The organism is Streptomyces pyxinicus, assembly GCF_024753135.1.
Taxonomy (GTDB): Bacteria; Actinomycetota; Actinomycetes; order Streptomycetales; family Streptomycetaceae; genus Streptomyces; species Streptomyces pyxinicus.
The window spans coordinates 1-25,106 of sequence record NZ_JANUGP010000042.1 but is presented as its reverse complement, the minus strand read 5'-3'; the positions used below and the strand labels follow the sequence as shown (position 1 = coordinate 25,106).

Annotated in this window: 31 protein-coding genes and 1 pseudogene; 6 read left to right on the top strand and 26 right to left on the bottom strand. The window is 73.4% G+C overall.

All coding sequences use genetic code 11. From position 1 onward, the window contains the following. Positions 1 to 181 precede the first annotated feature (181 nt). Complete coding sequence (locus NX794_RS33115; RefSeq protein ID WP_258783376.1) at positions 182 to 907, top strand: hypothetical protein; 726 nt, start codon at positions 182 to 184, stop codon at positions 905 to 907. Between the two features lie 9 nt (positions 908 to 916). Here NX794_RS33115 and NX794_RS33110 read toward each other — a convergent pair whose 3' ends face one another. After that, a complete protein-coding gene (locus NX794_RS33110; RefSeq protein WP_258783375.1) occupies positions 917 to 1,267 on the bottom strand; it encodes a hypothetical protein in 351 nt (116 codons plus the stop codon). Between the two features lie 129 nt (positions 1,268 to 1,396). On the opposite strand from NX794_RS33110, the gene NX794_RS33105 reads away from it, so the two are divergent. After that, positions 1,397 to 2,419 carry a replication-relaxation family protein gene (locus NX794_RS33105; protein ID WP_258783374.1) on the top strand — a complete coding sequence of 341 codons (1,023 nt, stop codon included), beginning with the start codon at positions 1,397 to 1,399 and terminating at the stop codon, positions 2,417 to 2,419. 287 nt (positions 2,420 to 2,706) lie between these two features. Here the strand turns inward: NX794_RS33105 and NX794_RS33100 are convergent, their stop codons facing one another. Then, entirely contained in the window at positions 2,707 to 3,528 is an 822-nt protein-coding gene (locus NX794_RS33100; RefSeq protein ID WP_258783373.1) for a recombinase family protein, read from the bottom strand. Continuing rightward, positions 3,525 to 3,878 (bottom strand): hypothetical protein, encoded by a 354-nt coding sequence (locus NX794_RS33095; protein WP_258783372.1) that lies wholly within the window; start codon positions 3,876 to 3,878, stop codon positions 3,525 to 3,527. The genes NX794_RS33100 and NX794_RS33095 overlap by 4 nt, the downstream gene beginning before the upstream one ends. 267 nt (positions 3,879 to 4,145) lie before the next feature. Here NX794_RS33095 and NX794_RS33090 point away from each other — a divergent pair, with 267 nt between their 5' ends. Further along, positions 4,146 to 4,391: a hypothetical protein gene (locus tag NX794_RS33090; protein ID WP_258783371.1), complete on the top strand. Its 246-nt coding sequence runs from the start codon at positions 4,146 to 4,148 to the stop codon at positions 4,389 to 4,391. 271 nt (positions 4,392 to 4,662) lie between these two features. Beyond that, positions 4,663 to 5,259: a hypothetical protein gene (locus NX794_RS33085; RefSeq protein WP_258783370.1), complete on the top strand. Its 597-nt coding sequence runs from the start codon at positions 4,663 to 4,665 to the stop codon at positions 5,257 to 5,259. A 42-nt stretch (positions 5,260 to 5,301) separates the two neighbouring features. Here the strand turns inward: NX794_RS33085 and NX794_RS33080 are convergent, their stop codons facing one another. The 4 genes from NX794_RS33080 to NX794_RS33065 form a co-directional block, all read right to left on the bottom strand. Further along, positions 5,302 to 5,907, bottom strand: coding sequence for a hypothetical protein (locus tag NX794_RS33080; protein WP_258783369.1), 606 nt, complete (start codon positions 5,905 to 5,907; stop codon positions 5,302 to 5,304). Between the two features lie 452 nt (positions 5,908 to 6,359). Further along, positions 6,360 to 6,752: a hypothetical protein gene (locus NX794_RS33075; protein WP_258783368.1), complete on the bottom strand. Its 393-nt coding sequence runs from the start codon at positions 6,750 to 6,752 to the stop codon at positions 6,360 to 6,362. 35 nt (positions 6,753 to 6,787) lie between these two features. Continuing rightward, positions 6,788 to 7,345 carry a flavoprotein gene (locus tag NX794_RS33070; protein WP_258783367.1) on the bottom strand — a complete coding sequence of 186 codons (558 nt, stop codon included), beginning with the start codon at positions 7,343 to 7,345 and terminating at the stop codon, positions 6,788 to 6,790. Continuing rightward, the gene (locus tag NX794_RS33065; RefSeq protein WP_258783366.1) at positions 7,342 to 8,580 is read right to left on the bottom strand and encodes a helix-turn-helix domain-containing protein; all 1,239 of its coding nucleotides are present in this window, start codon (positions 8,578 to 8,580) and stop codon (positions 7,342 to 7,344) included. The genes NX794_RS33070 and NX794_RS33065 overlap by 4 nt, the downstream gene beginning before the upstream one ends. Before the next feature lie 77 nt (positions 8,581 to 8,657). On the opposite strand from NX794_RS33065, the gene NX794_RS33060 reads away from it, so the two are divergent. Together NX794_RS33060 and NX794_RS33055 are read left to right on the top strand one after the other, a co-directional pair. Next, positions 8,658 to 9,122, top strand: a complete 465-nt coding sequence (locus NX794_RS33060; protein ID WP_258783365.1) for a hypothetical protein — start codon at positions 8,658 to 8,660, stop codon at positions 9,120 to 9,122. Continuing rightward, positions 9,122 to 9,520, top strand: coding sequence for a restriction endonuclease (locus NX794_RS33055; RefSeq protein ID WP_258783364.1), 399 nt, complete (start codon positions 9,122 to 9,124; stop codon positions 9,518 to 9,520). Before NX794_RS33060 ends, NX794_RS33055 begins: the two co-directional genes overlap by 1 nt. A gap of 131 nt (positions 9,521 to 9,651) precedes the next feature. Here NX794_RS33055 and mobF read toward each other — a convergent pair whose 3' ends face one another. From mobF to NX794_RS32960, 19 genes and pseudogenes are all read right to left on the bottom strand, one after another. Then, complete coding sequence (gene mobF, locus NX794_RS33050) at positions 9,652 to 13,860, bottom strand: MobF family relaxase (RefSeq protein ID WP_258783363.1); 4,209 nt, start codon at positions 13,858 to 13,860, stop codon at positions 9,652 to 9,654. A 641-nt stretch (positions 13,861 to 14,501) separates the two neighbouring features. Next, positions 14,502 to 14,840: a hypothetical protein gene (locus tag NX794_RS33045; protein ID WP_258783362.1), complete on the bottom strand. Its 339-nt coding sequence runs from the start codon at positions 14,838 to 14,840 to the stop codon at positions 14,502 to 14,504. Beyond that, a complete protein-coding gene (locus NX794_RS33040; RefSeq protein ID WP_258783361.1) occupies positions 14,837 to 15,262 on the bottom strand; it encodes an NUDIX hydrolase in 426 nt (141 codons plus the stop codon). The genes NX794_RS33045 and NX794_RS33040 overlap by 4 nt, the downstream gene beginning before the upstream one ends. A gap of 130 nt (positions 15,263 to 15,392) precedes the next feature. After that, positions 15,393 to 15,659 (bottom strand): hypothetical protein, encoded by a 267-nt coding sequence (locus tag NX794_RS33035; protein WP_258783360.1) that lies wholly within the window; start codon positions 15,657 to 15,659, stop codon positions 15,393 to 15,395. After that, the gene (locus NX794_RS33030) at positions 15,656 to 15,964 is read right to left on the bottom strand and encodes a DUF6247 family protein (RefSeq protein WP_258783359.1); all 309 of its coding nucleotides are present in this window, start codon (positions 15,962 to 15,964) and stop codon (positions 15,656 to 15,658) included. The genes NX794_RS33035 and NX794_RS33030 overlap by 4 nt, the downstream gene beginning before the upstream one ends. A 71-nt stretch (positions 15,965 to 16,035) precedes the next feature. After that, a complete protein-coding gene (locus NX794_RS33025) occupies positions 16,036 to 16,272 on the bottom strand; it encodes a pRL2-19 (RefSeq protein ID WP_258783358.1) in 237 nt (78 codons plus the stop codon). Beyond that, a complete protein-coding gene (locus NX794_RS33020; protein ID WP_258783357.1) occupies positions 16,269 to 16,889 on the bottom strand; it encodes a hypothetical protein in 621 nt (206 codons plus the stop codon). Before NX794_RS33020 ends, NX794_RS33025 begins: the two co-directional genes overlap by 4 nt. Positions 16,890 to 16,955: 66 nt before the next feature. Then, positions 16,956 to 17,537: a hypothetical protein gene (locus NX794_RS33015; protein WP_258783356.1), complete on the bottom strand. Its 582-nt coding sequence runs from the start codon at positions 17,535 to 17,537 to the stop codon at positions 16,956 to 16,958. A gap of 114 nt (positions 17,538 to 17,651) precedes the next feature. Continuing rightward, positions 17,652 to 18,305: a hypothetical protein gene (locus tag NX794_RS33010; RefSeq protein WP_258783355.1), complete on the bottom strand. Its 654-nt coding sequence runs from the start codon at positions 18,303 to 18,305 to the stop codon at positions 17,652 to 17,654. A 12-nt stretch (positions 18,306 to 18,317) separates the two neighbouring features. Next, on the bottom strand, positions 18,318 to 18,776 hold the full coding sequence (locus NX794_RS33005) for a Pycsar system effector family protein (RefSeq protein ID WP_258783354.1): 459 nt from the start codon (positions 18,774 to 18,776) through the stop codon (positions 18,318 to 18,320). Next, positions 18,773 to 19,117 (bottom strand): DUF7739 domain-containing protein, encoded by a 345-nt coding sequence (locus NX794_RS33000; protein WP_258783353.1) that lies wholly within the window; start codon positions 19,115 to 19,117, stop codon positions 18,773 to 18,775. The genes NX794_RS33005 and NX794_RS33000 overlap by 4 nt, the downstream gene beginning before the upstream one ends. Before the next feature lie 13 nt (positions 19,118 to 19,130). Further along, complete coding sequence (locus tag NX794_RS32995; protein WP_258783352.1) at positions 19,131 to 19,325, bottom strand: hypothetical protein; 195 nt, start codon at positions 19,323 to 19,325, stop codon at positions 19,131 to 19,133. 97 nt (positions 19,326 to 19,422) lie between these two features. Next, the gene (locus NX794_RS32990; protein ID WP_258783351.1) at positions 19,423 to 19,938 is read right to left on the bottom strand and encodes a hypothetical protein; all 516 of its coding nucleotides are present in this window, start codon (positions 19,936 to 19,938) and stop codon (positions 19,423 to 19,425) included. A 21-nt stretch (positions 19,939 to 19,959) separates the two neighbouring features. After that, positions 19,960 to 20,235: a hypothetical protein gene (locus NX794_RS32985; RefSeq protein ID WP_258783350.1), complete on the bottom strand. Its 276-nt coding sequence runs from the start codon at positions 20,233 to 20,235 to the stop codon at positions 19,960 to 19,962. A 93-nt stretch (positions 20,236 to 20,328) separates the two neighbouring features. After that, positions 20,329 to 20,475: a hypothetical protein gene (locus NX794_RS32980; protein ID WP_158002859.1), complete on the bottom strand. Its 147-nt coding sequence runs from the start codon at positions 20,473 to 20,475 to the stop codon at positions 20,329 to 20,331. A 45-nt stretch (positions 20,476 to 20,520) separates the two neighbouring features. Continuing rightward, on the bottom strand, positions 20,521 to 21,906 hold the full coding sequence (locus NX794_RS32975; RefSeq protein ID WP_258783349.1) for an FtsK/SpoIIIE domain-containing protein: 1,386 nt from the start codon (positions 21,904 to 21,906) through the stop codon (positions 20,521 to 20,523). A gap of 63 nt (positions 21,907 to 21,969) precedes the next feature. Next, a complete protein-coding gene (locus NX794_RS32970; RefSeq protein WP_258783348.1) occupies positions 21,970 to 22,821 on the bottom strand; it encodes a hypothetical protein in 852 nt (283 codons plus the stop codon). A gap of 74 nt (positions 22,822 to 22,895) precedes the next feature. After that, the gene (locus tag NX794_RS32965) at positions 22,896 to 23,315 is read right to left on the bottom strand and encodes a hypothetical protein (RefSeq protein ID WP_258783347.1); all 420 of its coding nucleotides are present in this window, start codon (positions 23,313 to 23,315) and stop codon (positions 22,896 to 22,898) included. 5 nt (positions 23,316 to 23,320) lie between these two features. After that, positions 23,321 to 25,106, bottom strand: a pseudogene (locus NX794_RS32960) (hypothetical protein); the annotation flags it as partial.

Here is a 25,106-nt window from a genome sequence, read left to right as displayed (position 1 = left end):
TGTTAGCCCCAACAGGTCTAATAGGGGCCCGTCGCCGTACGAGCCCCGGCCGGACGTCCACAGGGCAGGCGCACGTCGAGAGGCCGGTGCACCACCGGGTAAACGTGGCCCCTCGCTCGTGAGGGTGAGCACTCGGGAGTTCTGCTCACCGAAACGCCCTTCGGGGCTACGGTGCGGCGGCATGGAGTCATCCGAGATCGTCGTCACCACCGCACGGATCGGGCAGCGCGGGCGCCTGCTCCTGCCCGTCCAGGCCCAGCGCGCCACCCGCATCGTCCAGGGCACCCAGGTCGCCCTGCGCACCGAGCCGAACGGGACTATCACCATCGAACCGCTGTGGGCGGTGACGAACCGCCTGCGCGCCGAATACACGGAGCTGCTGGACGGCCACCTGCCCGCCGGCCCGGCCCTGCTGTTCGCCGGCGGCCGCCCCGTCGACCCCGACGTCCTCACCGACCTCGGCCCGGTCTTGCACCACCTGCCCGACCGGGACCCCGGCACCGGCCGCCGGGTGTACCGGGACGATCGCGGGCCGGTCCTCACCTCCCGCGCCGTCCTCGCCTGGCTCACCGCCGACCACGGCACCCTCATCGCGGACGCGCTGCCGTACGGAGTCCTCCCCGACGCCGCGGTCACCGACCTCATCACCACCCTGGCGCGGGCCGGGGCCCACGAGCGCGCCGAAGCGCTGCTCACCGACCTCGGCGTCCTCGGCGTCAAGATGCCCGGCGCGGCCCGAAACCGCGCCGCGCTCGCCGGGGATACGGCGATGGCGCTGGAGCTGATCCGGACCGCCGACGCGGCCGGACACCTGCTCACCATGCCCGACGCCCTGTGCGCGGCCGCCGCGCACCGCCTGGAGGCCGGGCTGGTCGCTGCCGACCTCCTCACCCCCGCCGCCTCCTGAACCACCGGCTCAGGTGCCCGCCCGGATGCCCTGGAAGCCCGGCCCGAGGCCGCGGCGCTTCGGCGGCCTGCGAGCGGCGGGCACCGACGGCACGGCGGACGGCTTCGACTCGTCGACGGTGATGCCGAGGCGCCGGCGGGCACTGCCGGTCGCGGCCGCCACGGCGGCGAGGGCCTGCGCCAGCTCGGGATCGGCACCGCTCAACGCCTCGGTTAGGGTGTCGACCGCGTCGAGGACGTCCTCGGCGGCCGCCGCACTCCAGCCGTCCGGCCGCGCGATGTCCGCGAGCTGGCAGGCGGTCTCCACCGCCAGCTCGGCGTGCCGCTCCACCCCGGGCGCGGCCCGTCCCCACGAATCCACTGACCGTCCCGATGCCGTTCCCGTTGAACTCCCCGGCGGCGAGTGTCACACCGATCGATCTCCCGACACCTATAGCAGGTGAAGGAGAGCTCCGACCGGAGTTCTCATGATCGCCGAGGGAGCACCACCGTGTACGACAACACCGACAACGACCCCGAGGACACTGCACGCGAGGGGGCCTGTCAGCCGCCCGCCGACGGTTCCGCGTCCGGTGCGGGCGCCGGTCCCGCGTCCGCCTCCGGGGAGGACGACGAAACCGCAGGTCAGGAGCCGGTCAAGGGGGCCGGACCGGAGCAGGACACCTCTATCCCAGCACTCTTCCAGGCTCCTGCTGCTCCGAGGAAGCTCACCTCCACCGCCCAGACCCGGGGCCACCTGATGCTGATGCTCTCCCGCGTCCGGATCGCCACCGCAGCGCAGCTCGCCACCGTCCTCACCCGCGAGGGCACCGGCACCGGCTACATGCGGCGCGGCCTGCGGGACCTGCGGGCGCTGGGGTTCGCCGACCACGGACGGCACGGCCGGGAGCTGGTGTGGCACCTGACGGCGCTGGGTCAGCGAGCCGTGGCCGAAGGCGGCGACGTCGTCATGCGCCCGCATGCCGCGACAGGCGAGCGGGCGATAGCAGCCGGCCTCGCCCCGCACGGCCTGGCGGTCACCGAGGTCATCTCGCGGTGGGGTGGTCCGATCCTGGACTGGGAGGTCGAGGTGGACCACACGATCGACAAGGTCCGCCGGGTGGTCTCCGACGCCGTGCTGTACCGGCCCGCCCGGGGAGCGGAGGTGGAGTTCCTGGAGATGGACCGCTTCACCATGTCGGTCTCCCGGCTCGCACTCAAGCTCCGGGCGTACGAGGCGTACAGCCAGGCCCGCTACTTCGAGGGCGAGCGCGGCACGATCGGCTCGACGAAGTCGCTGTGGCGCCAGCGGTACCCGGACAGCTCGCTGTTCCCCGTCGTGCGCCTGGTCCTCGCCGGCACCGAGGACGTCGCCGCGCTGGACCGGCGGACCACGGCCCTGGAGAGGCGGATCAAGGGCATCCGGCTCCGGGTCGACGTCGCCGCGCTGCCCCGCCTGCAGCAGCAGCCCTCCAACGAGTGGATCTGGCGGCCGATCGGCCAGAACGACCAGCAGGCACGGGACGCGGCGTGACGGCGCGCGGTCCGGATCGTTGAGCCCGGCGTTCACGTAGACCGTGCACAGCGCGGGCCCGGGGCCTGTCATGGCGACGCCCCGGGCCCGCAGCCGCGCCGTACGCGGGTCGCGTCCTAGGTCTCGTCCTCGGTCGCCCCCCGGGTCTCGTCCTGGGTCTCGTCCTCGGTCGCGCCCTGGGTCGCACCGGTCTTGCCGGGCGCGGGCCTTGGACACCGGCCGCGACCTGCGTGTTCGGCGTGATTCTCTCTGACGTCGAACGCCGACTACTTGTCTGTGGCGTTGTGTCAGCGCACGCTGCTGCCCAGGATCTTCGAGGCCCGTGTCCGACGGGTCTCCTCCTTCTTCTGCGCCCGGTCGAAGGCGGAGCGCAGCCGGTTGGCCTCGCGGGCGGCCGGGTCGATGATCCGGGCCACGGTGGTCGGGTGCCACTTCCCGCCCCGCTTCGAGGGCTTCCCCTCCTCGTTGAGCCGCCGGCAGATGGCGCGGGCGCCCAGACCCTCCTCGTCGTGCCACTGGAGGATCAGGTCCTCGACCTCCTTCTCCGGGTCGAGGTCGACCAGCTCGTTGTCGACGGCCTGCTTGCCGAACGGCGGGGCGCCGAAGGCGTACCCGCCCTGCTCGCCCTTGGTGTCGCGGCCGTCGCGCAGCCGCTTGCGGATGAGGCCGCGGTCGAGCTGGTGGAAGACCCCGCGCATCTGCCTCATCGCCGTGCGCATCGGGTCGTCCTCGTCGTCCTCCAGGTGCTCGCCGTGGTCGGCGGTGAAGACCCGGCCGCCGAGCGCCCAGGTGTAGGCGAGGACGGCTTCCTGCACGGTCAGCTCGCGGGCGAGGCGGTCAAGGTTCGGGGCGAGGATGCCGTCGGCGCGGTCGTCGGCGATCCACTCCATGGCCTCCATGAGGCCGACGCGCTCGTCGATCGTGGACTTGCCGGTCTTGCCGCCCTTCTCGTCGCCGTCGGAGACGAGGTGGACGATCCGGTGCTGGCCGACCGCCCGGTTCCAGGCCCGGCAGTCGCGTTCCTGCGCGGGCAGGCCGTAGCCGTCGACCGCCTGCCCGGCCGTGGAGACCCGCAGGGCGATGATCAGGCGCAGCCGCTCGCGGCTCACCGGGGCTCCTGCGGGTAGGGGTCGACGCCGAACCGCTCCCGGAAGTCCCGGGCGGCGTAGATGCTCAGGTGGCCGCCCTTGATCCGGTCAGCGGCCCACACGAGGGCCTGGTGCCAGGCCGGGGCGTCATCGGCCGTGCTGGCGTTCAGGGCGTCGGCGTAGTCGCGCAGCACCGTCTCCGGGTCGAAGGGCAGGTGCTCCTCGCCCACGAGCCACTGCACGCCGGTCGCCGTCTGGTGGACGGTGTGCTCGTGCTTCGGCGGCAGGGTGCACGGGCGCTTGGCGTCTCCGCCGTACGGCGACCCGCAGATTTCGATGGGCGGGACGGGCTGGTACTCGGGCTTCGTCATGCTCCGAAGCGTACACATCTATAGGTATAGATGTAACACCCCAGCTCAGAACAATATTGCGCCGTACGGGGGACGCCGCCGCCGCCAGGACGCACCGTCCGCGAATCGCGGACGCTCGGCGCTCACGGGCCGACTCCGAGCGGAACCGCCCGCCGGGCGGGCCGAGGAGCAGTTCCCCGCTCGCCCGGCGGGAACAGGGCACGCTCCTCCCCGCGCCCGGGCGAGGCTCTCCCCGACGACATCCGCCGACCGAGAGGACGCCCCCCGATGACCGACAGCCCCCTTGCCGACCCCTCCGAAGCCGCGGCGGAACTCGCCCGCGTGATGCAGGCCATCGGGCAGGCCAGCGTCCACGGCCCGTACGAGGTCGAGGTGCGCGTCCGGGTGATCCCGACCCGCGTTGCCATGCGGCAGCGCCAGTTGCGCGCGGAAGCGGCCGAACTGCTTCGGCAGCAGACCGAGCCTTCGCCCTGGCGGGCGCGGGACCGACCCGGGCCGGGCACCGGCCGCTGACCCGTCCGCGCTTCGCGGACGGCTGCCGGACAGCCCGCCACCGAGGCCGGACAGCCGTCCCCCGGGGAGAACGCACGCCGCCCGCCGCCTTCTCCCCGCACCCCTCTTCCTCGACCTCCCAGCGGCCGGCCCGGGCCGCCCTTCCCGCCGTACACCTCATCCAGTGCGATTCGCCTCGCTCTCCTGTCCTCCACCGCCTCTCCCCACAGAGGGGGTGAAGGGCAGCACGTCCTTCACGGGCGGCTGCCCGACAAGTCGACGGGAGACGGCGATGGAGTGGATAGACACCGTGCGCGAGCTGGCGGAGGACCCGCTGGTGCGCACGGGAGCGGGGGTGCTCGTCCGGGGACTCGGGGTGCTCGTCCGGCGTGTGCGGCGCGGGCGCGGGTCGGCGGCCGCGCACAGTGAGGTGGTGCCGGCCATCCCGGCCGAAGCCACCGAGGAGATGGGGACGCCGATGACGAGCGCCACGAAGACGTCGGGCGAGCAGCTCGCCGAGGACCTGCTGGCCAACGTGGGCAACGAGGCCATGCAGGCGGCGACCCGGTTCCTCGGCGCGCACCGCGACGGGTACTGGCTGCGGCGCTTCGAGGAGGACCAGGAGCTCACGGCGGCGGCCGGGGGCCCGCTGATCGACCGGGATGGCCGCCACCCTTCGGTCGACTGGGGCGCGGTCGGCCGGCTGCTGAACCTGACCGGGTCGCCGGTCACCCGCTCCTCGCACAGCGAACTCCTGGTGCTGGAGTTCGCGGCCTCCATGGTCGGGGAGTGCCCCATCCAGCTCCGCTCGATGATCGCGGTCTTCGACGACTCCGAGTTCACGGCGGCGCTGCGGGCGCTGCGCGCGGCCCGGGGCGACGAGGACTGACACCCGACTGGAAACGGGGTGGCAACGGGTGTGAGCTGGGCTTTATCCACCCCGTAGCCGGGCGGCCTGCTGGGTTGCCCGGCGGGCCACGGCCGGGTCGACGGCGGTGAACGGCCGCACGCTCAGGTGCCCGACGACTCCGCCCTGGAGCTGGCGGGCGACCGGATCGGTGGCCAGGTAGAGGACGCGGCGCTGTGCCTGCCGGTAGGCCCGCAGGATCGCCTGGAGCGCGGCCGGGGCCTTCGGGGTGAGCTCGACCTCGACGGCGATCGGGAACCTCGGGGCCGGCTCGACGATGACCAGGTCGGGCCAGTGCACGGCGCGGGCGCCGACGGGCACCGCGAACGTCTCGCCGCGCCGGGCACCAGCGAGCACCCCTGGCACGCCCAGGGCCTCCAGGAGCTCCGCCGGGCGGCCCGGCACGGCTTCGGCCGCGTGGACCTCCCGCTCGGAGAACACGGTGTACCCGTGCGCCTCCAGGGCGATCCCGGCGTCCGCGACGGCCAGGCGGTGCAGCAGCCGTTCGCCCGGCGGCCGCGGGGCGCTCAGTCCGGTGCCGGCGACCCGCGCACCGCGCTCGGTGGTCCACACGACCGTCCGGGCCCACCGCACGTCCGCGCTGCGCAGCAGCAGCCCAGCCTCGGTCATCAGCCGCACCCGACGCCGGGCGGCCTCGATCCGTCCGCCCCAGCACGCGTATGCGGCCTGGTGAAGCGTCAGCGTGCTGTACCGGGTGGCCAGCCGGAGCAGCTGCTCGTCCTCCTTGGTTCGCTGCCACCCGTCGCCCCGGACCTCACCAGATCCCCGCGTACGCCGTCGGCGTTCCGCCCGCTCTCGGTACGTCTCCGCCACTCCCGGCCTCATCCTCGCCTCCACTGCCCTTCCCTCTCCCTCTACTTGGCGCGCGGCCACGGGGGCGTGGCGGCGCTGGAGGCAGGCTGACCTGCGAAGCGGACACCTCGGCGCACGAGATGGGTCCACCACCGCGTGGAGGACCTCATGGAGGATCTGGCGGAGGAGGAGACGGCAGAGCAGGCCGGTTACCCCTGTTGGGTCCAACGGAGGCAACCGGCGCTGATCAGGACGACATCCCGGCCGGGTCAGTCATCGGCGGGTAGCGGCTGGGCTGCTCCAGGCAGGCCGTGAGCCGTGCGCATGTGCGGGCACAGGAACGGCTTGCGGCCGTCCCCGAACTGCACGCCGGTGCTCCGGCTCATCCTCTGGAAGAACACCCTGCCCATGGGCTTCTGGACCGTCGTGGTCCACGCGTACCCCTCGCGGCCGCGCAGGGCGTAGCGCAGCATCCGTCCCGCGTAGCCGCGGCCTTGGTACTCGTCGGTGACGCGGACCGCGATGACGAAGCCGGTACGGCACGCCTCGCACACCTGCCAGTCGAGCCGGGCGAAGTCGTACCCGTCGGCGCGGGTCACCTGCATCTGTTCGCGGCCGGCGGGCTGCGCGGGCGGAAAGTAGTGCCAGTCCTCGCCGGGCACTTCGCGTCCCGACCACCACCACCGCCGCAGCCACCTCATCCCGGCTGCCCGGCGCGGGGGAGGGCGTCCAGCGCGGCCTGCCACGGGTAGGCATCGAGATTGCCCTGCTTGGGCTTGTGCGGGGTGAAGCCGCCCTCGCCGAGCAGCACGGTGACACCGGCCTCGCGCAGGAAGTCGACGTGCTTCTGCACGGCGGGGTGGGCGGCTTGGGCGTCGTTGAAGTGGGGCAGGGCGACGATCGGCACGAGCGCGATGCCCTCGGTGATCAGGCCGAGGGCGAGGGTGTCGGAGACGGCCGTCGCCCACTTCGCCAGGGTGTTGTTGGTGAGCGGGGCGACGAGGATTGCGTCCGGCGCGGGCAGTACGTCGGGTTGCGAGGGGAGCTTGTACCGCCAGCGGACGGGGTGTCCGGTCAGCTCCTCCAGGGCCTCGATCTCGCCCTCGGCGTCCTCGGTGAGCCATCGGTGGGCGGAGGGCGTGAGGATCAGGCAGACGTCCCATCCGGCCTGCTGGGCGGCACGGATCGGGACGTCGAGGCGGCGGGCCGGCGGGGCGGCGCAGGCAATCAGGTACAGGGTGCGGGTCTGGGTCACCCGGGCAGTCCACAGCGATCAGCCAGACCGCGCAAGCGCCCCTCGGCGCTGCCGGCTCCGAGGAGACGGAGGTCTTCGACGAGGCGCTTCGTACGGGGCCGGCACACCACCTCTTCGGGGGCGAGCTCCTCCGCCTCCAGGAGCGTGTCGACCGCGTCCTCGCGTCGCCCGGCCTGCTTCTCCCCGAGGGCGCGGTCGGTGAGCAGGTGGGCCCGGCGCTCGCGCGGGAGACCGGCGAGGGAGGCGGCCGGGATGTCCGCCGCGACCGCCACGGCGTCGGCGCCTTCGCTCAACTGGACGTGGGCCGCGACCCGGTAGAGCGCGACGTTGGTCGGGCCGAAGGAGGTCCACAGCAGGTTGTCGTCGCGCCCGAGGCGCTCGGCGTGCTCGTCGGCCTGGTCGAGGAAGCCGGGCACCGCGCGGGCGAGCGCGTCCGGGCTGCGGTCGTCCGCCTCGGCGGCCGCGGCCTGCGCCATCGCCGCCTTGAGCCACAGCATCCCGAGCACGCTCAGCCCTTCCGGGCCGCACCGCACCAGGTCGCCCTGGAGCCGGTTGGCCGCCGCGGTGACGAACGTGACGGCGGCCGCCGCCTGGCCGTGGGCGGTCATCGCGTCCGCGAGGTGCCGGGCGGCGCTCGCCATGATGACCGGGTCCTCGGAGCGCTCGGCGGCGACGACCGCGCGCTGGCCGGCGGTGACGGCGAGCTCGCTGGAGCCCCACTTGATGGCGGCCGCCTCGGTCAGCTCCAGCACCAGCGAGAGCTGCCGGTACGCCTCCAGCCGGTCGTCGCCCTCGTGCCGGGCGGCGGCCCGGGTGGCGTCAACGAGCAGTTGGGGGATCAGCGTGCCGAGCTTGGCGAAGTGCCCGGCCTGGAAGCCGGTGCGGGCGTACCAGAGGCTGCGCTGCAGGACGGTGACGGGCACCGGCTCGACGGAGGAGTCGTCGCACCGGCCGGTGAGGACGTCGTGGCGTTGCAGGACGGCGCGGACCGCCTCGATCTCCGACTCGGCGGGGCACAGCACCGCCGGGTCGTACAGCAGCCGGTCCAGGTCGATGCCCAGGCGCAGCGCGATCTCGGTAGCCACCGACAGGTTCGGGTCGGCCTGGCGGCGCCCGCCCTCCAGCTCCTCCACCCACCGCAGGGAACGGCGCATCAGCGCGGCGAACTCGACCTGGGACAGGCGGCGGCGTCCTCGCCAGTGGGCGACGCGGCGGCCGAACTGGATGCGGTCCATGGGCACTCCGAGACGGAGTCGAGAACCCACACACATCGTGTGGGCTACCTCGTGTATACCGCCCGTACGGTCCGGATATGGCCCAGTCCGCCGAGACATCCGCCCCGACGTGGCACCGGCTCGCACAGCCGTCTGACCGGCTCCGTGCGCAGTGGGTGCGCGGTGACAGCCGTACCCGCTGGGTGGCGTGCGGCGAGCAGTGGGACGCGGTCGCCGTCAGCTCGATAGCGCTCGGCCTGGACGCGCTGGTCGCGATGCGGGTGGGCCCGCGCCGGGGCTACCCGGTGCTCGCCGACCACCTCAGCGACCAGTTGTACGTCCTGGTACCTCCGGGCACGGGCCGCGCGGCCGCCGGCCTTCCCGGCGTACGCGTCCTCGGCACCGGCCACCAGCTCCTGATGCCCGTCACCGAGCACAGCAGCAGCGCCGCGGCGTACTGGGTCAGCCCGCCGCGCGCAGTCCCCCCGCCGCTGATCCGACCCGACCGGCTCGCCCACCATCTGCGAACCCTGGCCCGCGACCCCCGGAAGGCGGCCACCTGATGACGCACCACGTCCTGTACGACCCGGAGGGCCGTCTCACGGCGGAGCTCCCGCCCGACCGCGAGACGCACGAGCAGGCCGTCCGCACGGCCCTGGCGTGGTCCTCGCCGCTGGACGTCCCGGCCGACGACGTCGCGCAGATCGGCCACCTGCTCGCCGGGGCGGCGCGGGTGGTCGCCGAGGAGGTGCGCGCCTGCGCGGCCCGGCTCCCCGAGGACGACGGCCGCCGGCTGTTCGCCGAGCTGATCCTGCGGGAGGCCGAGGGGCCGCTGTCGCAGCCGTGCACGAGCCTGAACCGAGTGCACAGCCGGGCCCGGCTGATCCGCTCGCTGTACGAACGCCTGGACCGGGTACGGTCCGCCGCGCCCGCCGACGAGGTCACGGCCTCGTCCCCCTGAACCGTCTCCCGGCGCCTTCCCCCGTGGGCCCGGGCGACGTGAAGCCCCCGGCGGCTGCTCCTGCACCGAGCGCCACCGGGGGCTTCTGCATCCCTGCTCACGCCGTATTGGGCCTGTTGGACCCAACGGTCCTAGCGGCCCATGGACGGCCCACTGCGCCCCTGTGAGGGCGGCTGGCGGTGGTAGCCGGCCGACTCCTGCGCCCGGGCCCGGGACTGCTCGGTGGCCGCGCGCTTCTGCGCGACGATGTACGACTGGCGGGCCTTGGTCTCGACGTCGTGCAGCTCCGGGTACTTCGCGGCGATCGTCCGGCGCAGGACCTGCTCGGCCTGTCCGGTGGCGACGGTCCTGCGGCTCCTGGCGGCCGCGTCGGTGTACTGGGTCACCTCGCCCTGCAGGCGGGCCAGCTTCTGGGCGTCGCGGCGGTCCAGGCGCATCTCGACGTCGGGCAGCCGCTCGCGCATCGCGGCCAGCCGCGCGGTGACGACGTCGAGCTCCTTCGGCGCGGGCTTGTCGGCGCCGAGGTCGCGGAACTGCCCGGCGAAGTTGCTCTCGCGGACCAGGTCCCACGCCTCCAGCCGACGGTCGCGGGCGGCGTTCTCGGCCCGGTTCGCCTCCGTCCACAGCGCCGCGCGCTCGGAGGTGACCGTCTTGATGTCGGCCTCCAGCTCCTTGAGGGTGAACCCGACGCGGCGCCGCCCGAAGAAGCCCACGTCCCGCCTGGGCTCCAGGTACTCGCGCAGGTGGGTGTCCTTCTGCTCGGCCTCCTTGCGTGCGTTGAGGGCGCGGCCGGCCTCTTGGGCCGCCTCCTTCGCCTTGGCCTCCGCCTGGGCCAGCACGGTGGCGGCCTCGGCCACGTACGCCTGCCCGCGGGTCTGCCCGGACGCCTTCTCCTCGGCGAGGCGCTCTTCGAGGGCGCGGGCCTCCCTCGCCGTCTGCGCCGCGGCACGCTCGGCGTGGTCAGCCGCCTCGTAGGCCAGGCCGATCGCCCGGGCCAGCCCGGCGTCCGACCGCTTGCCGTACGGGCGGGTCTTCCAGGACTGCACCGACGCCATCTCGCGCTGCCGCTGGGCCTCCGCCAGACGCTTCTCGCTGGCGGCCCGTTCCCGGGCGTCGTCCTCGCTGCCGGGCGGGAGCTGCACGGCGGGCTCGACGGCGGCCGTGGTCTCCTGGCGCTCCTCGGCGGCGAGCCGCTGCGCCTGCTCGTACGCCTCGCGCGCACGGCCGGGGGAGACGGCGGTCGCCGCCCGGGCCCGCCGTAGTGCGGCCTCGGACTCCTCGCGGGCACGGGCGACGGCCTCGTCGTCGCGTACGGCCTGGACGGGCACGCGGGCGGGGGCCGGCGGTTCGCGCAGCAGGTCCGAGATCATCGAGTCCCCCTTGTCCTGCCCGAGGAACTTGGCGAAGGCCGTGACGGCGCGGTGCAGGCGTTCGGCCTCGGTGCGGGCCTCGCCGAGACGGGCCTGCGTGTCGTCGTCCTCGATGGCGGCCAGGGGGAGCCAGAGGTGGTTCTCGGCGCGGCCGCGGGTGATGCCCGGGTAGGTCGCGAACGCGTTGCTGCCGTGCCCGTAGAGCAGGCTGACCTCGCTGGTGAGTCCCTGGCTCGCGGCGACCGTCATGGCGTAGCCGAGGGACAGGGCGCCGGAGCTGATCGCCTTCGGCTCGTACCAGGCCGACACCGTGTCGTTGGTCTTCTTGTCGCGCCAGGTGATCTCGACGCGGTGGTCCTCGTCGATCGCCGTGACCACGGCGCGGTAGCCGTTGAGGACGTCGGGGCCCTCGCCGCGGCGGCTGCGGTAGTCGTTCTGGCGCACGCGCACCAGGTCGCCTACGGCGAAGTTCACCTCCGCGCCGCCGGACAGGGCGTAGCGGTGTTCCGCGCCGAGCTCGCCGCGCTGTCGGCGGATCTGCTGGGCTCCGAGGTTCAGCACGTCGACGTCCGCGTTCTTGGCGGCCAGCACGGTCAGCGACTCGATCAGGTCGTGCGGGTCGCTCCAGCGGGTGCGCACCTCGTCCCAGGTGGTCAGAATTTGGGTATGGGCCTCGATGGCGCTCTCGGTGGCGTGGACCCTGCCGGTGTCGGCGAGGATGCGCAGGGCCTGCTCGTGGTCGCCGGTGCGCCACACCTCCAGGGCGGCGCGTTCGGCATCGTTTCGCTGACGCCGGTTCTCGGTAAGGACCAGACCGCCGACGAGCCGGTGGACCTCCTTGAACCACCCGCCCGGGCCGATCGCCTGGAGCTGCTGCGGGTCGCCGATCGCCACGATCTTCGTGCCGGTGCGCTGCGCCTCCGTCATGAGGACGGCGGCCTGCCGGTCGTTGGACATGGTGGCCTCGTCGACGACCAGGACGTCGATGCCGGTGAGCCCCTGGCCGTCGCGGATCTGCCGGAGCCAGGAAGCGATCGAGCGGGCCGGGATGCCGGAGGCGTCGTCCAGCGACTTGGCGGCGACGGCGCTCACCGTGGCGCCGGCGTAGGTGTGGCCGGTGGCGTCCCACGCGATCCGGCACGCCTCCATGAGCGTGCTCTTGCCGGTTCCGGCCGCGCCGATGTGGGCGTCGATTCCGTGCCCGGCGGTCAGCGTCCGCTCGATCGCGGCGCGCTGCTCGTCGGACAGCGTGAAGCCGTTGGCCACCTCGAAGACGGACATGGCGGCCGCGGCCTGCTGGGCGGTGAGCTTCACCGTCCCCTCGTCGAACCGCGCCAGGGCCTGGCTGGTGACGATCTCCTCGGCGTCGAGGATGTCGCGGGTGGTGTAGCGGTCCATGGAGGACATGACGGTGGAGCCGATGTGCGGCAGGCGCACCGCGTACCCCTCGACGGCGAGGACCTGGTCCGCCAGCTCGTCCAGGAGGCCCGGCTCGCCACCGAGGCCGAACTCCATCGCCGTCGCCACGGCGGCCAGGAGCTGCGCGCGGGAGAACGACTTCTCCGACGCGGTCAGCCCGGTCTCGGGGTCGAACACGATGCGCGCGAGGTCGTCCGGGCCGGGCAGCCGCGGACCGATGCCGGGGCCGTCGATGCCCGCGCCGCCGCCGTCGGGCGGTCCGGGCGCGGCGGCCGCCACCATCGCGTCGACGTCGCCGACGACCGCCTCGGCGCGAGTGCGCCAACTGGAACGCATCCCGGACGCGTCGGCGTCGACCTTCGCGCGGCGGGTCTCGTCGGCGACGCGCTGCCGGTCCTCGCGCGAGGCGTCGGTACCCACTCGCTCGTCGAGTGCGATGTGCCGGCGGGAGAACGCGTCGCGCAGCTCCTCGGGGACGTGGCGGATCTCCCACGCGCGAGTGTCTGGGTTGTACTCGCGGCGCACGCCGAACGTCTCGTACGTCAGCTCCCGCACCCTGCTCTTGAAGTACGCGTCGAGCGCCTTGGCGTGACGGTGGAAGTCCTTCCCCGAGTTGGCGATGGCCCTCCACTCCCCGTCCTCGCACAACGCCATATTGGCGATCGTGACGTGGACGTGCAGATGCGGGTCGCCCGGTTCACCGGCCGTCACCGGACGTGCGGCGAGGTGCTCCACCGACCAGCCGAGCAGGCCGCCGTTGGCGATGCGTACCTTCTCCCCGCCCTCGCCGGTGACGGAGTAGCCGATCCACTCCTCGGCCTGGCGGACGGTGTCGTCCTTCGCCCGCTGCACCAGCTCCCGGAACGTGTGCTCGTCGAGGTCGCTCATGAGGCCGGACAGCGTGCTGTCGGACTTCGGCAGATCGAGCACGAGGTCCCATCCGCGCACGCGGGTGTCGATCCGTTTGCCCAGGCTCGCCCGCGCCCGTTCGACCGCCTCGGTGCCGTAGACGTCGACCAGGTTGAGGCCGGCCGCGCGGGCGAGCTTGTGCAGCGTGCCGACCTGGACCCGTTGCCCCTCGCCGAACCGGTGCACCATCCGCTGCTGGGTGGCGAGCTCGCGTTGCTGCTTCGGCTTGCCCGCGAGCAGGTCGGCTGGCTCGACACCCTTCTCGGCGGCCAGTGCTTCGATCGCCTCGGTCAGCCGCGCCACCGTCAGGTGCGCGTCGGGATGGACGCGCACCGAGGCGGTCGAGGCGAGCAGCCGGGCGCCGGTGGCGGGGTGGCAGCCGTTCATGATCCGGCGCGCGGCGTCCTTCGCTTCGTCGTCCAGGCGCTGGCCCGCCGCGTACCCAAAGGCGCTCATGCCGCTGCCGACCCACACCAGGTGGCCGTCGCCTTCCGGTCGCAGCCGGTAGTCGACGGCGGCGTCGACCGAGTCGTCCAGGACGGCGGTCTCCGAGGCGGTGGCCTCGACGACACCGCATCCGGCCTGCTCGCGCAGCCGGTACTCGACCTGCGCGTCCGCCGTGATCTTTGTCAGCCAGGCCATCCGGCCGCCCTCCCCGCTTGTGCGCTTGTGCGCTGTTCGGCCCGGCCGTGCCGGACCTCCCCCGCAGGGGGGAGGTCCCTTTGTGCCTAGGTCTTGTCTGATCTTGAACCTGTAGGTGAGCAGTCAGCTCATCCACAGGGATCTTTGACAGTAGCTCCAGATCGGCGGTTGCCGAAAAGGCGTTTGCCCTGGTGGGACTGCCGGGCTGGCGTCAGGTCTGCTGCTGGGTCTGTGGGCGGGCACATCGCTGGCTGCGGCGGGTGCGGGAGGAGCCGGGAGGGCGTCCGCGATTCGCGGACAGCCCTCGACGGCCCCGGTTGCGGACGGTGGTCGGCGGGCATCGGGGCGGCGCGGCGGGCGGAGCTCCCGGGGCGCCGCCGATGGCGGGCGCACGGGGCGGTTCGCGGTCCTCGGCGACGGCCCCCACGCGTCCGTGGCGCACCCGGACTTTGCTTGCTCTTGGCATTCTGCGGGGACCGCGATCCGCGCCTACTTTACTTACGCTTTACCCGCTGGTGAGGGCGGTTTCGCGGTCGTGTGGTCCCTGACGAGCGGTCACGGGGACGGTCCCCGAAACGACGAAAGCCCCCGACCGCTGGGTGCGGTCGGGGGCTTCGAGGGGTCCTGTGAGGGTGGCTCGGTCACCGGCTTCCGGTGACCGAGCGGGGGCGGCTGCGGTCGCGGTCCGGGTCATCCGGGGGCGTCACGGAGCCGTCCGCCGGCGGGCGCGGCGGAGGGTGAAGGTACGCCTCGCACGCGGCGGCGAAGATGACGGCGAACGTGTCGGTCGGGTCGTCCTGCAGGCACTCCCACCACGCCGTGGCGACCAGGTCGGCCAGCTCCTCGGCGTGCTCCTGGTCGACGCCGACGGCGGTGCCGGTCGCGCAGTGCGGGCCGCGCGCGGTGAGCCAGGCCGGGAGCGTTCCGGGCGGGTGGCAGACGTGCAGGGCGGCGTACACCGCGGCGGGCAGGGGTCTCAAGAAATGACCGCGCGAAGGATGTCGGCGTGGTCGAACGCCATCTGCTCGGGCAGGCCGTCCAGCGGCCACCAGCGCGCGGCGGCCGCGTCGTCCCCGGCGACGACCGGGGTGTCGGCGGAGACGACGGCGGCGTACGCGACGGTGACGTACCGGCCGCGGGAATCGCGCTCGGGGTCGTCCCAGACGCCGACCTGGCGCAGGTCTTCGGCGGCCACCTCGACGCCGGTCTCCTCGACCAGCTCGCGGACGGCAGCCGCCCGGCTCGACTCCCCGGGGTCGACGTGGCCGCCCGGCAGTGCCCAGGAACCGGCGTGCGGGGGCCAGCTCCGCTCGATCAGCAGGACGCTGCCGTCGGGAGTCAGGACCACCACGTCGGCGGTGTAGCGGATGGTCTCGACGGTCTCGTTATCGGTGTCGGTCATGTGTACCTCTCGGTAGGGCGGTGCGCACGGAGGACTGTGGCCGGCTCCTCTCGTGCGGCGGTGAACGGGGGACGACCGCGCCCCCGGCCGTGGTCGGCCGGGGGCGCGGGGTGGGGCGTGGCCGGTCGGGCTATCCGGCCCAGACAATGTCGATGACCCGGAGGTGACCGAGCGACCGGTTGACGAAGTAGACGACGGTCAGCGGGCCGACCGACGCGCGGCGCAGGTCCTCGCCTTCCGGGTCGGTGCGGTCCCACTGCGGCCAGGACCACGGGGAGCGCGAGGCGATGTCCAGCAGGTCGCGCACCATCTCCTGCACCGGCGGGTCGAGCGCGGCGAGGTAGGTGGAGGCGGGCGGGGCGAGCCGGGCGGGCCAGGTGTCGCCGGCGTCGCTCACCGGCGGGCCCCGAGGACGTCCTCCAGGGCGACGCTGTCGGTGTCGGCGTACCCCGACGCGACGAATGCGGCGACGGCGGGCGCGGTGTCCAGGCGGCCCTGCCACTCGCGTACGACCTCGTGCAGCGCGGTGAGGTCGTAGGTGGCGCGGGACTCCTCCAGGGCGCTGTTCCAGTCGCGCTCGAAGGCGGGGAGCCAGCGGTCGGCGGCCGGGTGCGCGGTGATCCGGGTGCGCAGCTTCGCCGCGGCGGCGGGCGCGGGGGCCGGCGGCGGGGCCGGGTTTCGGTGGACGGGCTGCGAGCTCATGCGGTGTGTCCCTTCCTCGGGTCGAGTCTGGCGGTGGGCGGGGGGCCGGGTCGAGTACGCGTCAGGGTGGATCACGGTTCGCGGACCTCGATCCCGGCACCGTCTCCGGGCGGGCGGGCGACGACGGACAGCCGCACCGTCGTGGCGTCGAGAGAGGCGAGCTCCACCGCGTGGTGCGCGCCGCGACCGTCGCCCAGGGCCTCGGGCTCGAACGCCTCGGCGGGAAGGTCCACGCTTCCGCCGTGGTGCATCAAGAGGGCGACCAGCGTGGCGTGGGACAGGTCCGCCGGGCTCGGCAGGCCGCTCACCAGTGACCGCCTTCGGCGCCGACCAGCTTGGCCACCATCGGCCCGGCGGCACGGTTGACGGCCTCCACGGCGACGGCGAGGGCCTGCTTGGCGTCGTCGATGAGCAGTTCCTCGACGGGCCACTTCCCGGCGGGCCGGTGCAGCGCCCAGCCGTCCGCCGGCACGCGCAGGGTGGCGGCCAGGAGCAACGCGGGCTTGGACTCGTCCTCGGGGGCCTGCAGGGGGCTGGGGCCGTCGGAGGAGTACGCGTACCGGTCGGTCTCCCAGTCGCGCACGACGGCGTACGGCGGGCGCACGTTCGGGGCGAGCTGGCCGTGCTGGACGGGGGTCTCGACCTCGACCAGGAGGCGGCTGTCCTCCTGCGACTGGATGAGGCGGACGGCGCCGACGTCGGGGCGGATGCGGACGTAGCCGGGGGACATGATCGGCCCGGTGGCCACGCGCCAGGCCCACGTCAGGAAGGCGGCCGGGTCGGTGCGGTCCTCGTCCCACAGGTCGTCCATGTGCTGGGCGAGGTAGCGGCCGAGACGGGAGTCGAGAGGGGCGTTGGTGTCGCTCATCTCGCGGTCGTAGTCGTCCGCGACGCGAACGAGGGTGGTGCTGGACCAGGGGGTCACGAAGGGCTCCTCGGGAGGGAGGCGGGGACGGTTTCGGCGGCCCCGCCTCGGATCGGTCGTGGTGGGTCAGCGGCGGAACGGGTTGCCCAGCTCGCCGTGCACGAGGGCCCGGACGATCTCGGCGACCTGGGAGGCGCCGGCCTGCGAGGCCGGGGCGGAGACCGACAGGAGCGGGGCTCCGTTCTGGTTGAAGGCCAGGTCCCATCCGGTGTTGGAGGAGATGCCGACGATCACGTTCGCGTCCCCGTGGAAGCCGCCGCGCGGGGTGCGGTCGCCGCGCTCGACGACGACGCTGGCGCGGGGGCCGGGCTTGGCACTCAGGCCGATCTCGTCGGACGTCAGGGCCTCCAGCAGGTGCCGGGCCAGGGTGAGGGTCTCCTCGACGGTGCGCTCCTTCTCCGGGCGCTCGTAGCGGCGGGAGACGACGTCGAGCGCGCCGCTGGCCAGGTCGACCGACCATCCCCACTCGGAGGCGGTGACGCCGTGGCGCTCGCCGGCGGACCACAGGTCGGTGAGCAGTTCGGCGGCCTGCTCCAGGACGCTCGGCGCGTACAGGGTGGTGCGGTGGGAGCGGCCGGCCTTCTCGACGGCGGCGTACGCCTCGGTGGAGTAGGCGGGGCCGTCGGCGGCGGTGGTGGTGTCGGTCATGGTTTCCTCTCGGTGAGCCCGGGGGCCGGTTTCGGCGGCCCCCGGGCTCATGCTGTCGTGCCGGGTGACGGTGCGGGCGACTTCCCCCGGACGTCACCGTTGGGGGTGTTAGGTCTAACGGGTCTGGTCGGTGCGGACGCGGTCGCGGCGGGGGTTCCAGCCGGAGCAGTGGGTGTGCTCCTGGCCGTTCGCGCCGCGCACGGTGATCTGCCAGACCGGCCACGTCCCGACGGGGCGCGGGCCCGGCTCGATGGCGAGGACGTCGTAGGCGCTGGCGTCGTCGCCGTGGTCGTAGCGGCCGCCGACGACGCGGGGCCCGATCTGGGTGGCGACCCACTCCTCGTACGTCATCTCGAAGCCCTCCTCCCGGTCGCCCAGGAGCTCGGCGGGCATCGTCCCCGCGCACTCGTCGCAGTCGCTGCGAGCGCTGGTGTTGACCGTGCCGCAGGCCGCGCAGGTCCACGAGGGGCGCTGGCAGGCGTGGCAGGCGTCGTACTGCGGCGGGTTGTCGGCGCCGCAGGTGCAGCCCCATGCGCGGCCGGCGCGCTTGGCGGCGGCCAGGTCCCGCTCGTAGGTCGAGGACGGGGCGGTGCCGTCGAGGACGGTCACCTCGTCGCGGCGGGGGAACTGGGGGCGGCCGTCGTCCATGCGGACGGTGAGGTAGTCGTCGACGTGGGTTCCCTGGATGACGCCCTGGTCGCCGATGTGGGCGACGCGGCCGAGCGACTCGACCTGGGCGGTCAGCTCGATGCGGTCTCCGATGTGCATGGTGTTCTCCGGTCAGATCAGGGAGGCGAGCAGGGCGGCGGCGAGGGTGACGAGCGAGGCGCCGGTGATGTCCCCGGCCAGGCGCAGCCCCCGGTACTTGCGGCGGGCGATCTGGCTGAGGTGGATGACGTGGGCGGCGCGGTCGCCGGGGTTGTTCAGGTCCTCGACCAGGGCTTCGGGCGTGCAGAGCGACCAGTAGAGGAAGGAGCCGCGGGCGGCGCCGGTCAGCCGGGGGCGGACGACCAGGAGGACGACGAGCATCGCGGCGACCAGGCCGACGGTGCCGGCCGCGACGAGGACGGCGGCGGCGGGCGGTAAGGCGTGTCCGGGCACCGCGGCAACCAGCGCGGCCAGCGGCAGGGAGAAGCTGGTGAGCAGGACGCCGGCCTTGGCGTCGGTCCTGCTGATCTCGGCGAGCACGGTGGTGTTGGCGGCGTCCAGACGGGCGTCGACGGGGGCGGTGGTGGTCATCGGTGTCCTTCGGTGGTCGGGGTCCAGGTCCAGGGCTCGGGGTCGGCGGCGGCGTTGGCGGCCGCGATGCCCAGGCGGGAGGCGATCTCGCGGTACGGCTTCCGCAGCCGCCGGTGCGCGGCCGCGCGGCGCAGCAGGACGGCGAGCAGGGCGGCCTGGCCGCTGTCGAGGGCGTGCTCGCTCTCGCCCGCCGCGTCCAGGAGCGCGGTGAGGGGCGGGTGGTCGTCGGTCGGCAGGACGCTGCGGACGTGCTGTCCGAACTCGCGCAGCTGGCCGACGGGGAGGATGTCGACGCCGAGGAAGTCGCTGCCGTGGCTGACGGTGATGTGGGTGGCGCTCAAGTCGGTTCTCCTGTCAGAAGCTGATGCGGGCGAGCAGGTCGGCGAGTCCGCCGGCGGCGGAGTTGATGGGCGCGGCCGCGCCGGTGGAGGCGAGGAAGAAGCCGAACCCGATCGCGGCCAGGGCGGGCAGGAAGCGCAGGGCGCCGTTGCGCAGCAGGACGAGGACGACGAGCGCCAGCAGGACGACGACGCTGAGGGACACGGCCACGAGAGGGCTCTCCTTGTCGGACGGAAGCCCTGTTAGACCTGTTGGGCCTAACAGGGCTTACGGGTGTTGGTCTGCGGTTTCGCGGGGCGGGGGAGAGTCAGCGGTGGAGCTCGTTGCGGGTGCGGACGAACAGGCCCCGGGGCTGGCTGGAGACGTTGGTCGTCTCCTGGCGGACCGGGCCGGTGAAGTGGTTGTGGACTTCCGCCGGCGCGGACGTCGCCTTGGCCCGGCCCACGGCCTTCAGGAGCGATCCGGCGGCGAGGACCAGGGCGACGGGCCCGGCGCCGCCGATGGCGAGGGTCACGGGGTCGACCTGGTCGAGGGTGTAGAGGACGAGCGAGGTGGCGCCGCCGACGGAGAGGGCGGCGACGCTGCCGGAGAGCATCAGGGCGCTGGCGTCCGTGGCGCGCTGGGACATCGGCGGTCGCCCCGGCTGGGCGACCGGCGGGGTCGGCCCGTACGCCGGGGGAGGCGTCGGGTCGCGGTGGAAGGTCTGCGTCGGCACGGGGGCCGGGCCCTCCTGGCGGTAGCCGTCCTCGATGAGGCGGCGGGCCTCGATCTCGGCCTCGGCGTCGGTCAGGGGCGTCTTGCGGGGGTCGGGCACGGGCACCATGGACGGTGCCTCCTTCCGGGATCAGTAGGTGGTGTGCGGAGTGACGGTCTGGCAGTAGCGGCAGGTGGAGCCCTGGGGCAGGTCCACGGTCATGCCGGTGCAGGTGGGGCACTGACCCCGTTCCAGGACCGGTCCCTGGCCCGCGACGCAGCCGGGGCAGGCGTGGCTGTAGTTGCCGGTTCGGCGCCAGCCGAGCGCCCGGGCGGCCCGTTCGAGAACGTCGGCTCCGGCGTCGGTGTCGGGGAGGTAGAGGGCCAGGCAGTTGTCGCGCTGGCAGGTGATGGTGGTGCGGATCATGCTGTTCCCTCGGTGACGCTCGTAGACGGGCGGGGGACGGCGAGGGCCCCGGAGTTCGGTCTCCGGGGCCCTCGTACGGTGTGTGGTTGTTGATCAGTCGTCCGGGGTGATGTTCGTGGCGTCGCAGTTCCAGCAGTCCCACTCGGCCGGTAATCGGTAGCGCTCGGTCCAGAAGCCGACCGGGCGGCCCCAGACTGCGTTGGTGATGCCGCAGCACCAGCAGTCGAACTCGAAGTCCATGCGGTCTCCTTCCGGGGACAGCATGGGACCACGGACCGACAGCGACTAGGACGGGTTCGGCAGGACCAGGCCCGATCCGTCCGGCCGGGGCAGCAACCCTTCCTTGCGCATCGTGCTGAGCGTGGTGTTCAGCGTGCCGCGCCGGACCGGGCGGGTGCTGTGGCCGTCGGCGTCGAGCGCCACCATGAGGTCGGGCACCGTCATCCCCTCGGGCGGGAGGAGCGCGAGGACCCGGTCGGCGATCGACTTCGGCGCGGTGGACGGCTCGGGCTCGGCGGCCGCGGCAGCGGCGGCGACCGGTGCGGTGGAACCGCCGGCGGGACCGGCGGCGCCTTCTCCGTCGTCGCTGTCGGCGAGGGCCTTGAGCTCCTTGGCCGTCACGTACGCCATCAGGTCGATCACCTCGCCCGGTGGGGCGCCGGGACCGTACAGGTCGAGGATCAGCGGGTCGAAGCCCGTGGTGGGGGCGACGGAGCCGACGACGAACGTCCTGGCCATGCTCATCGGGCGAGGCCCGGTGAGGTGGTAGAGCATGCCCTGGCTGTTGGCGTCCTCGTCGTCGTCGGTGGCGACCTCGTTGTACCGGCGGATGCGCTGGACCCGACCGATGACCTTCGGGATCGGCTGGAGGGCTTCGCCGCGCGGGACCAGGCCGTCGCCGACGAGCTGCTGCATCATGCCGCTGGACCAGCGCAGCAGGATGACCTCGCCCTCCTTGAGCATGGCGCGCAGCGTGTCGCTGCCGCCGAGCTCGTCGAGGTGGCCGGCCTGGGCGGCGATGATGATGCCGACGCCCACGGAACGGCCGGTTCGGCCCAACTCCTTGATGAGATAGGCGGCCTCGTCGCGGAAGGGAGCGTTCTTCTCCAGCAGCCGGTTGGCTTCGTCGACGATCCCGTACATCAGCGGGTCGGGGTCGTTGATGACGAAGCCGGAGCGGCCGCGGGCCGCGTAGTCATTCATCCGGCGTTCGGCCTCGGCGACCAGGCCGCGCAGCATGAGGATGGTCTCGTACTGCGTGGTGACCCGGGTGGCGACGTTCCCCGCGGCCTCGGGGACCGACTGGCCCGACTTGAGGTCGGCGAGGTGGACGACGATGCCGGACTGCTTGCAGGCGATCAGGATCGCCTGGACCAGCCTGGATTTACCGGCGCCCGTCGTGCCGAATACCGCGCCGCGCTGGGCATTTCCGGTCTTCGGGTCGAAAAGGCGGAACCACAGCGGCGAGCCGTCGTAGTAGGTGCCGAGGCGGATACGACCCCGGGCGTCCATCGCCAGGTCGTCCGGGCGCATCTCGCGCATGTTCATCAGCGGGTTCGACGGGTAGACCCGCACGATCGCCTCGCGGCCGACGCCCTGCTCGAAGATGACCCGCGAGCGGTCAGCGACTTCGAGCAGGTCACACAGGGCGTCGTGGTCGTATCTCTTCACGCCGCCGGGCGGGGTTTTCAGCACGTATTCCCGAACGCCCTTTTCCCTTACGTCCATCACGGGTCAGGTCAACTCCTTTCGGATTTCGTAGGTGTTCGCCTCGATCAATTCGACGCCCGGCATTGCGGTCGCCGCGATTTCCTTCCAGACCTCCTCGTCGCTCCCGGCGGTCTTCGCCTCCTCGGGGGGCTGGGGGCGGGGGCCGATCGTCAGGAGCCGGACGCCGGCGCCCCGGCCGGGCACGGGCCCGAGCTCGATCAGCTCCTCGGGCACGTCCAGGTGCGCCGACAGGCGCGGCTTGGAGATGTCGGGGACCGGTGTGCCGCGCTGCGCCGAGCCGACGACGAGGGCCACGCACTCCTCGCTCACCCGCTGGTGCTCCAGGAGCACGGTGCCGGGAGCGATGCCGCCCTCGCCGGTGAACTCCTGACGCCACCAGCGGGCCGCGTCGCTCTCGTCGGGGTCGACCTGGAGGACGGCGACCTCGGCGGCCGCCTTCTCCTCGGCGTCCTTGGTCGCCGCCGCGATCTCCTGCAACACGGCCTCGTCAACGAGCTCGCGGGCCAGGCGGCCGGGGCGGATGAACCAGGTGGCCCCGGTCCACACCGCGACGACGCTGGCCTGCACGAGCAGGGAGACGCCGTTGTCGGGCGCCAGGCGCTCACCGACCAGCAGGAGGGCGGTGCCCATGTGCGGGGAGGCGTAGACGCCGATGGCGGTGGCCTTCGCCGAGCTGGGGGCTTTCAGGATCTTGATGTTCGTCGCCAGGCCGAGACCGGCCGTGGTGACGGCGGCGGCGATGCCGGGGCCGGTGAGGAAGTCGGTGAACAGCCCTCCGGTGAGCACCGCGGCCCCGGCGGCGGTGGCGACGCGGCCAGCCTTCGCGCGGGCCCGGGCGTGCACGCGAGCGAGCATGAGGTCTACCTCCGTGTCTCGGACGGGCGGGGCGGCCGGTGCCCGCAGGCTCCGGCCGCCCCGCCCGGGGTGGGCTATCGGTTGCTGTAGTACGTCCGGTCGGCGATCTGACCGGGCTTGTTCGTCATCGCCTCGTGCACGGGGCCGTAGTCGGCCTCGTGCTCGTCCTTGGCGGTCCGGAAGTCCGAGGCCATCTCGGCGGCCTCGGTGGACAGGTCCTCGGCGTCGGCCAGGACGCCGCGCATGACGGTCGCCGCGTCCTGGTGGGCGCTGACGACCGCCGGGTCGACGTTGAGGCCGGAGGCGGTGTCGGCGAGGTGGTCGACCGACTTCGCACAGCCCTCGACGTACTTGAAGGCGCCGCGCACGGCCTCGCTGAGCGCGAGCATCGCCGTCGACGCGGCGGCCAGGCGCACCACGATGATGGTGAAGGTGACGCCGTCGACGATGGTGTCGGCGATCTTGCCGCCCATGCGTGCGAGATCCATTGCCATGGCTTCTACTCCTGGTGGTACGAGGCGTCGGCGGGTGCGGTGTGGCCCATGTCGCGGGTCACGTCGGCGGGGTGCTTGTCGTACTCGGCGGCGACCTCACCGGCGTGGGCGATGGCCTCCGAGGCGCCCGGCAGACCGTCGGCGAGCTTGGTCGCTTTGGTCTCCACGACCCCGGCCCGCTCGATCAGGCGGGCGCACCAGCCGATAAGGCGGCCGGGTACCGACTTGGCGGTCAGCTCGGCGTGCAGCGACTCCAGCGAGGTCACCAGGTTCTGGCACCGGTCGGCGACCATCCGGGCGTGCTCCGCCCCGGCGAGGATCTCCTGGGCCATGTCCGCGTCGGACTCGATGACGTCGTAGACCGTCAGCTCGGCGTCGGCGAACTGAACGTCCTCGACGCCCCGTACTGCGGGCGCTCCGCCCATGGGCCGCGCCTCCCTCCTGGGTGCGGGGACCGTGCCGGCCCCGGTGGTGGTCGTGCTGGAGCTGGTGGTCGAGGCGGTCGCCTCCGCCGCCGGTGCCGGTGCCGGCGGCTCGGGGTCCGTCCCGGCGGGGCTGCCCGCGGTGAGGGCGGCCGGGGCCTTGGGCTCGGGCGGCTTGGCCTCCGGCTCGATCCGTTCGAGGGTGACGGTGTACTCCGCCCTCATCCCGGGCGGCGGCCGCAGCCACTCCCCGCTCGCGTGCGGGGCGCTCCTGGGCGGCGGCGTGTGCCCCCGCGTACGGCGCGAGCGCGAGCCGGGCCGGGAACTCGTCGGGCCGCCGGCGCCCTTCGGCCCCCCGGCTCCGGTGCCCGCGCCGGTCGGCGCGGTCGTGGGCCCGGCCTTCGGCTTCTTCCGCTTCGGCCCCGGCTTCTTCTTGCGCCCGGCCTTGGGCGACGTCGCCTTCGGCGGGCTCGTCGAGGACCCCTTCGGCGCCTTGGGCTTCTTGGTGAGGTCCACCTTCACCGCCTTCGGCGGGGTGGCCGTCCCGCCCCTGGCCCCGGTGGACTTCTTCTTCGAGCCGGGCGTCTTCTTCGTCGCTCCGGCCTTTCCACCAGTGCCTTTGCCCTTGACCGGGGCCTTCTTCTTGGCCGGGGTCTTGGGCTTGGGGGAGGTGGCCTTCGGCGGAGCCGTCGAGGACCCCTTGGGGGCCTTCGTGGTCTTGCCGCCCTTGGCTGTTCCCGTACCGGTGGGCTTCTTCTTCGCACTGCCCTTGCCGCCCGGGCCCTTTGCCGGGCCGGTCTTCCCGGACGTCGGCTTCGTGCCGGAGCCCTTGCCGGTGGCGCCGCTGGAGCCGCCCGGCTTCGTCGTCCCGCCCTTGGTCGGCGTCGTCTTGCCCTTGCCACCGTCCGCCTTGGCCTTGGGCTTCGTCTCCGGCCCGGCCTTGTCGGTCCGGCCGCGACCGGGCCTGTTCTTCCTGGCCTCGGCGCCCTTCGACGACGCCGCGCCGCCCCCGGAGGACGGCTTGCCCTTGCCGGACGCGCCGTCCTTGCCGCTGGCACCGTCGCTCTTGCGGCGCATCCGCTCCAGCGACCCCTGCTTCTTGGCCTCCGGGCGGGCCCGGTCCTTCTTCGCCTCCCGGCGCGCGGCCGCCGCCTTCTGCGCGTCCGCGCTCTTCCCGGACGTCTTCGTGGCGGCGAGGTCCTTGGAGCCGGTCGGCTTGCCCTTCGTCTTGGTGTCGGCGCCCCGGCCGAAGGTGCCGCCGGGCTTCTGCCCGCCACCGGAGCGGCCTGCGCCTCCGGAGCCGGACTTCCCGGCGCCGCCCTTACCGCCGCCCCGGCCGGAGTCGGCCGACGACCGGTCGCGGCTCTTG

Coding starts and splice junctions, on each gene's coding strand:
- NX794_RS33115 (WP_258783376.1), top strand. CDS start 182: ATGGAGTCATCCGAGATCGTCGTCACCACCGCACGGATCGGGCAGCGC.
- NX794_RS33095 (WP_258783372.1), bottom strand. CDS start 3,878: ATGACGAAGCCCGAGTACCAGCCCGTCCCGCCCATCGAAATCTGCGGG.
- NX794_RS33090 (WP_258783371.1), top strand. CDS start 4,146: ATGACCGACAGCCCCCTTGCCGACCCCTCCGAAGCCGCGGCGGAACTC.
- NX794_RS33085 (WP_258783370.1), top strand. CDS start 4,663: ATGGAGTGGATAGACACCGTGCGCGAGCTGGCGGAGGACCCGCTGGTG.
- NX794_RS33080 (WP_258783369.1), bottom strand. CDS start 5,907: ATGACCGAGGCTGGGCTGCTGCTGCGCAGCGCGGACGTGCGGTGGGCC.
- NX794_RS33065 (WP_258783366.1), bottom strand. CDS start 8,580: ATGGACCGCATCCAGTTCGGCCGCCGCGTCGCCCACTGGCGAGGACGC.
- NX794_RS33060 (WP_258783365.1), top strand. CDS start 8,658: ATGGCCCAGTCCGCCGAGACATCCGCCCCGACGTGGCACCGGCTCGCA.
- NX794_RS33055 (WP_258783364.1), top strand. CDS start 9,122: ATGACGCACCACGTCCTGTACGACCCGGAGGGCCGTCTCACGGCGGAG.
- mobF (WP_258783363.1), bottom strand. CDS start 13,860: ATGGCCTGGCTGACAAAGATCACGGCGGACGCGCAGGTCGAGTACCGG.
- NX794_RS33040 (WP_258783361.1), bottom strand. CDS start 15,262: ATGACCGACACCGATAACGAGACCGTCGAGACCATCCGCTACACCGCC.
- NX794_RS33030 (WP_258783359.1), bottom strand. CDS start 15,964: ATGAGCTCGCAGCCCGTCCACCGAAACCCGGCCCCGCCGCCGGCCCCC.
- NX794_RS33015 (WP_258783356.1), bottom strand. CDS start 17,537: ATGACCGACACCACCACCGCCGCCGACGGCCCCGCCTACTCCACCGAG.
- NX794_RS33010 (WP_258783355.1), bottom strand. CDS start 18,305: ATGCACATCGGAGACCGCATCGAGCTGACCGCCCAGGTCGAGTCGCTC.
- NX794_RS33005 (WP_258783354.1), bottom strand. CDS start 18,776: ATGACCACCACCGCCCCCGTCGACGCCCGTCTGGACGCCGCCAACACC.
- NX794_RS32990 (WP_258783351.1), bottom strand. CDS start 19,938: ATGGTGCCCGTGCCCGACCCCCGCAAGACGCCCCTGACCGACGCCGAG.
- NX794_RS32985 (WP_258783350.1), bottom strand. CDS start 20,235: ATGATCCGCACCACCATCACCTGCCAGCGCGACAACTGCCTGGCCCTC.
- NX794_RS32980 (WP_158002859.1), bottom strand. CDS start 20,475: ATGGACTTCGAGTTCGACTGCTGGTGCTGCGGCATCACCAACGCAGTC.
- NX794_RS32970 (WP_258783348.1), bottom strand. CDS start 22,821: ATGCTCGCTCGCGTGCACGCCCGGGCCCGCGCGAAGGCTGGCCGCGTC.
- NX794_RS32965 (WP_258783347.1), bottom strand. CDS start 23,315: ATGGCAATGGATCTCGCACGCATGGGCGGCAAGATCGCCGACACCATC.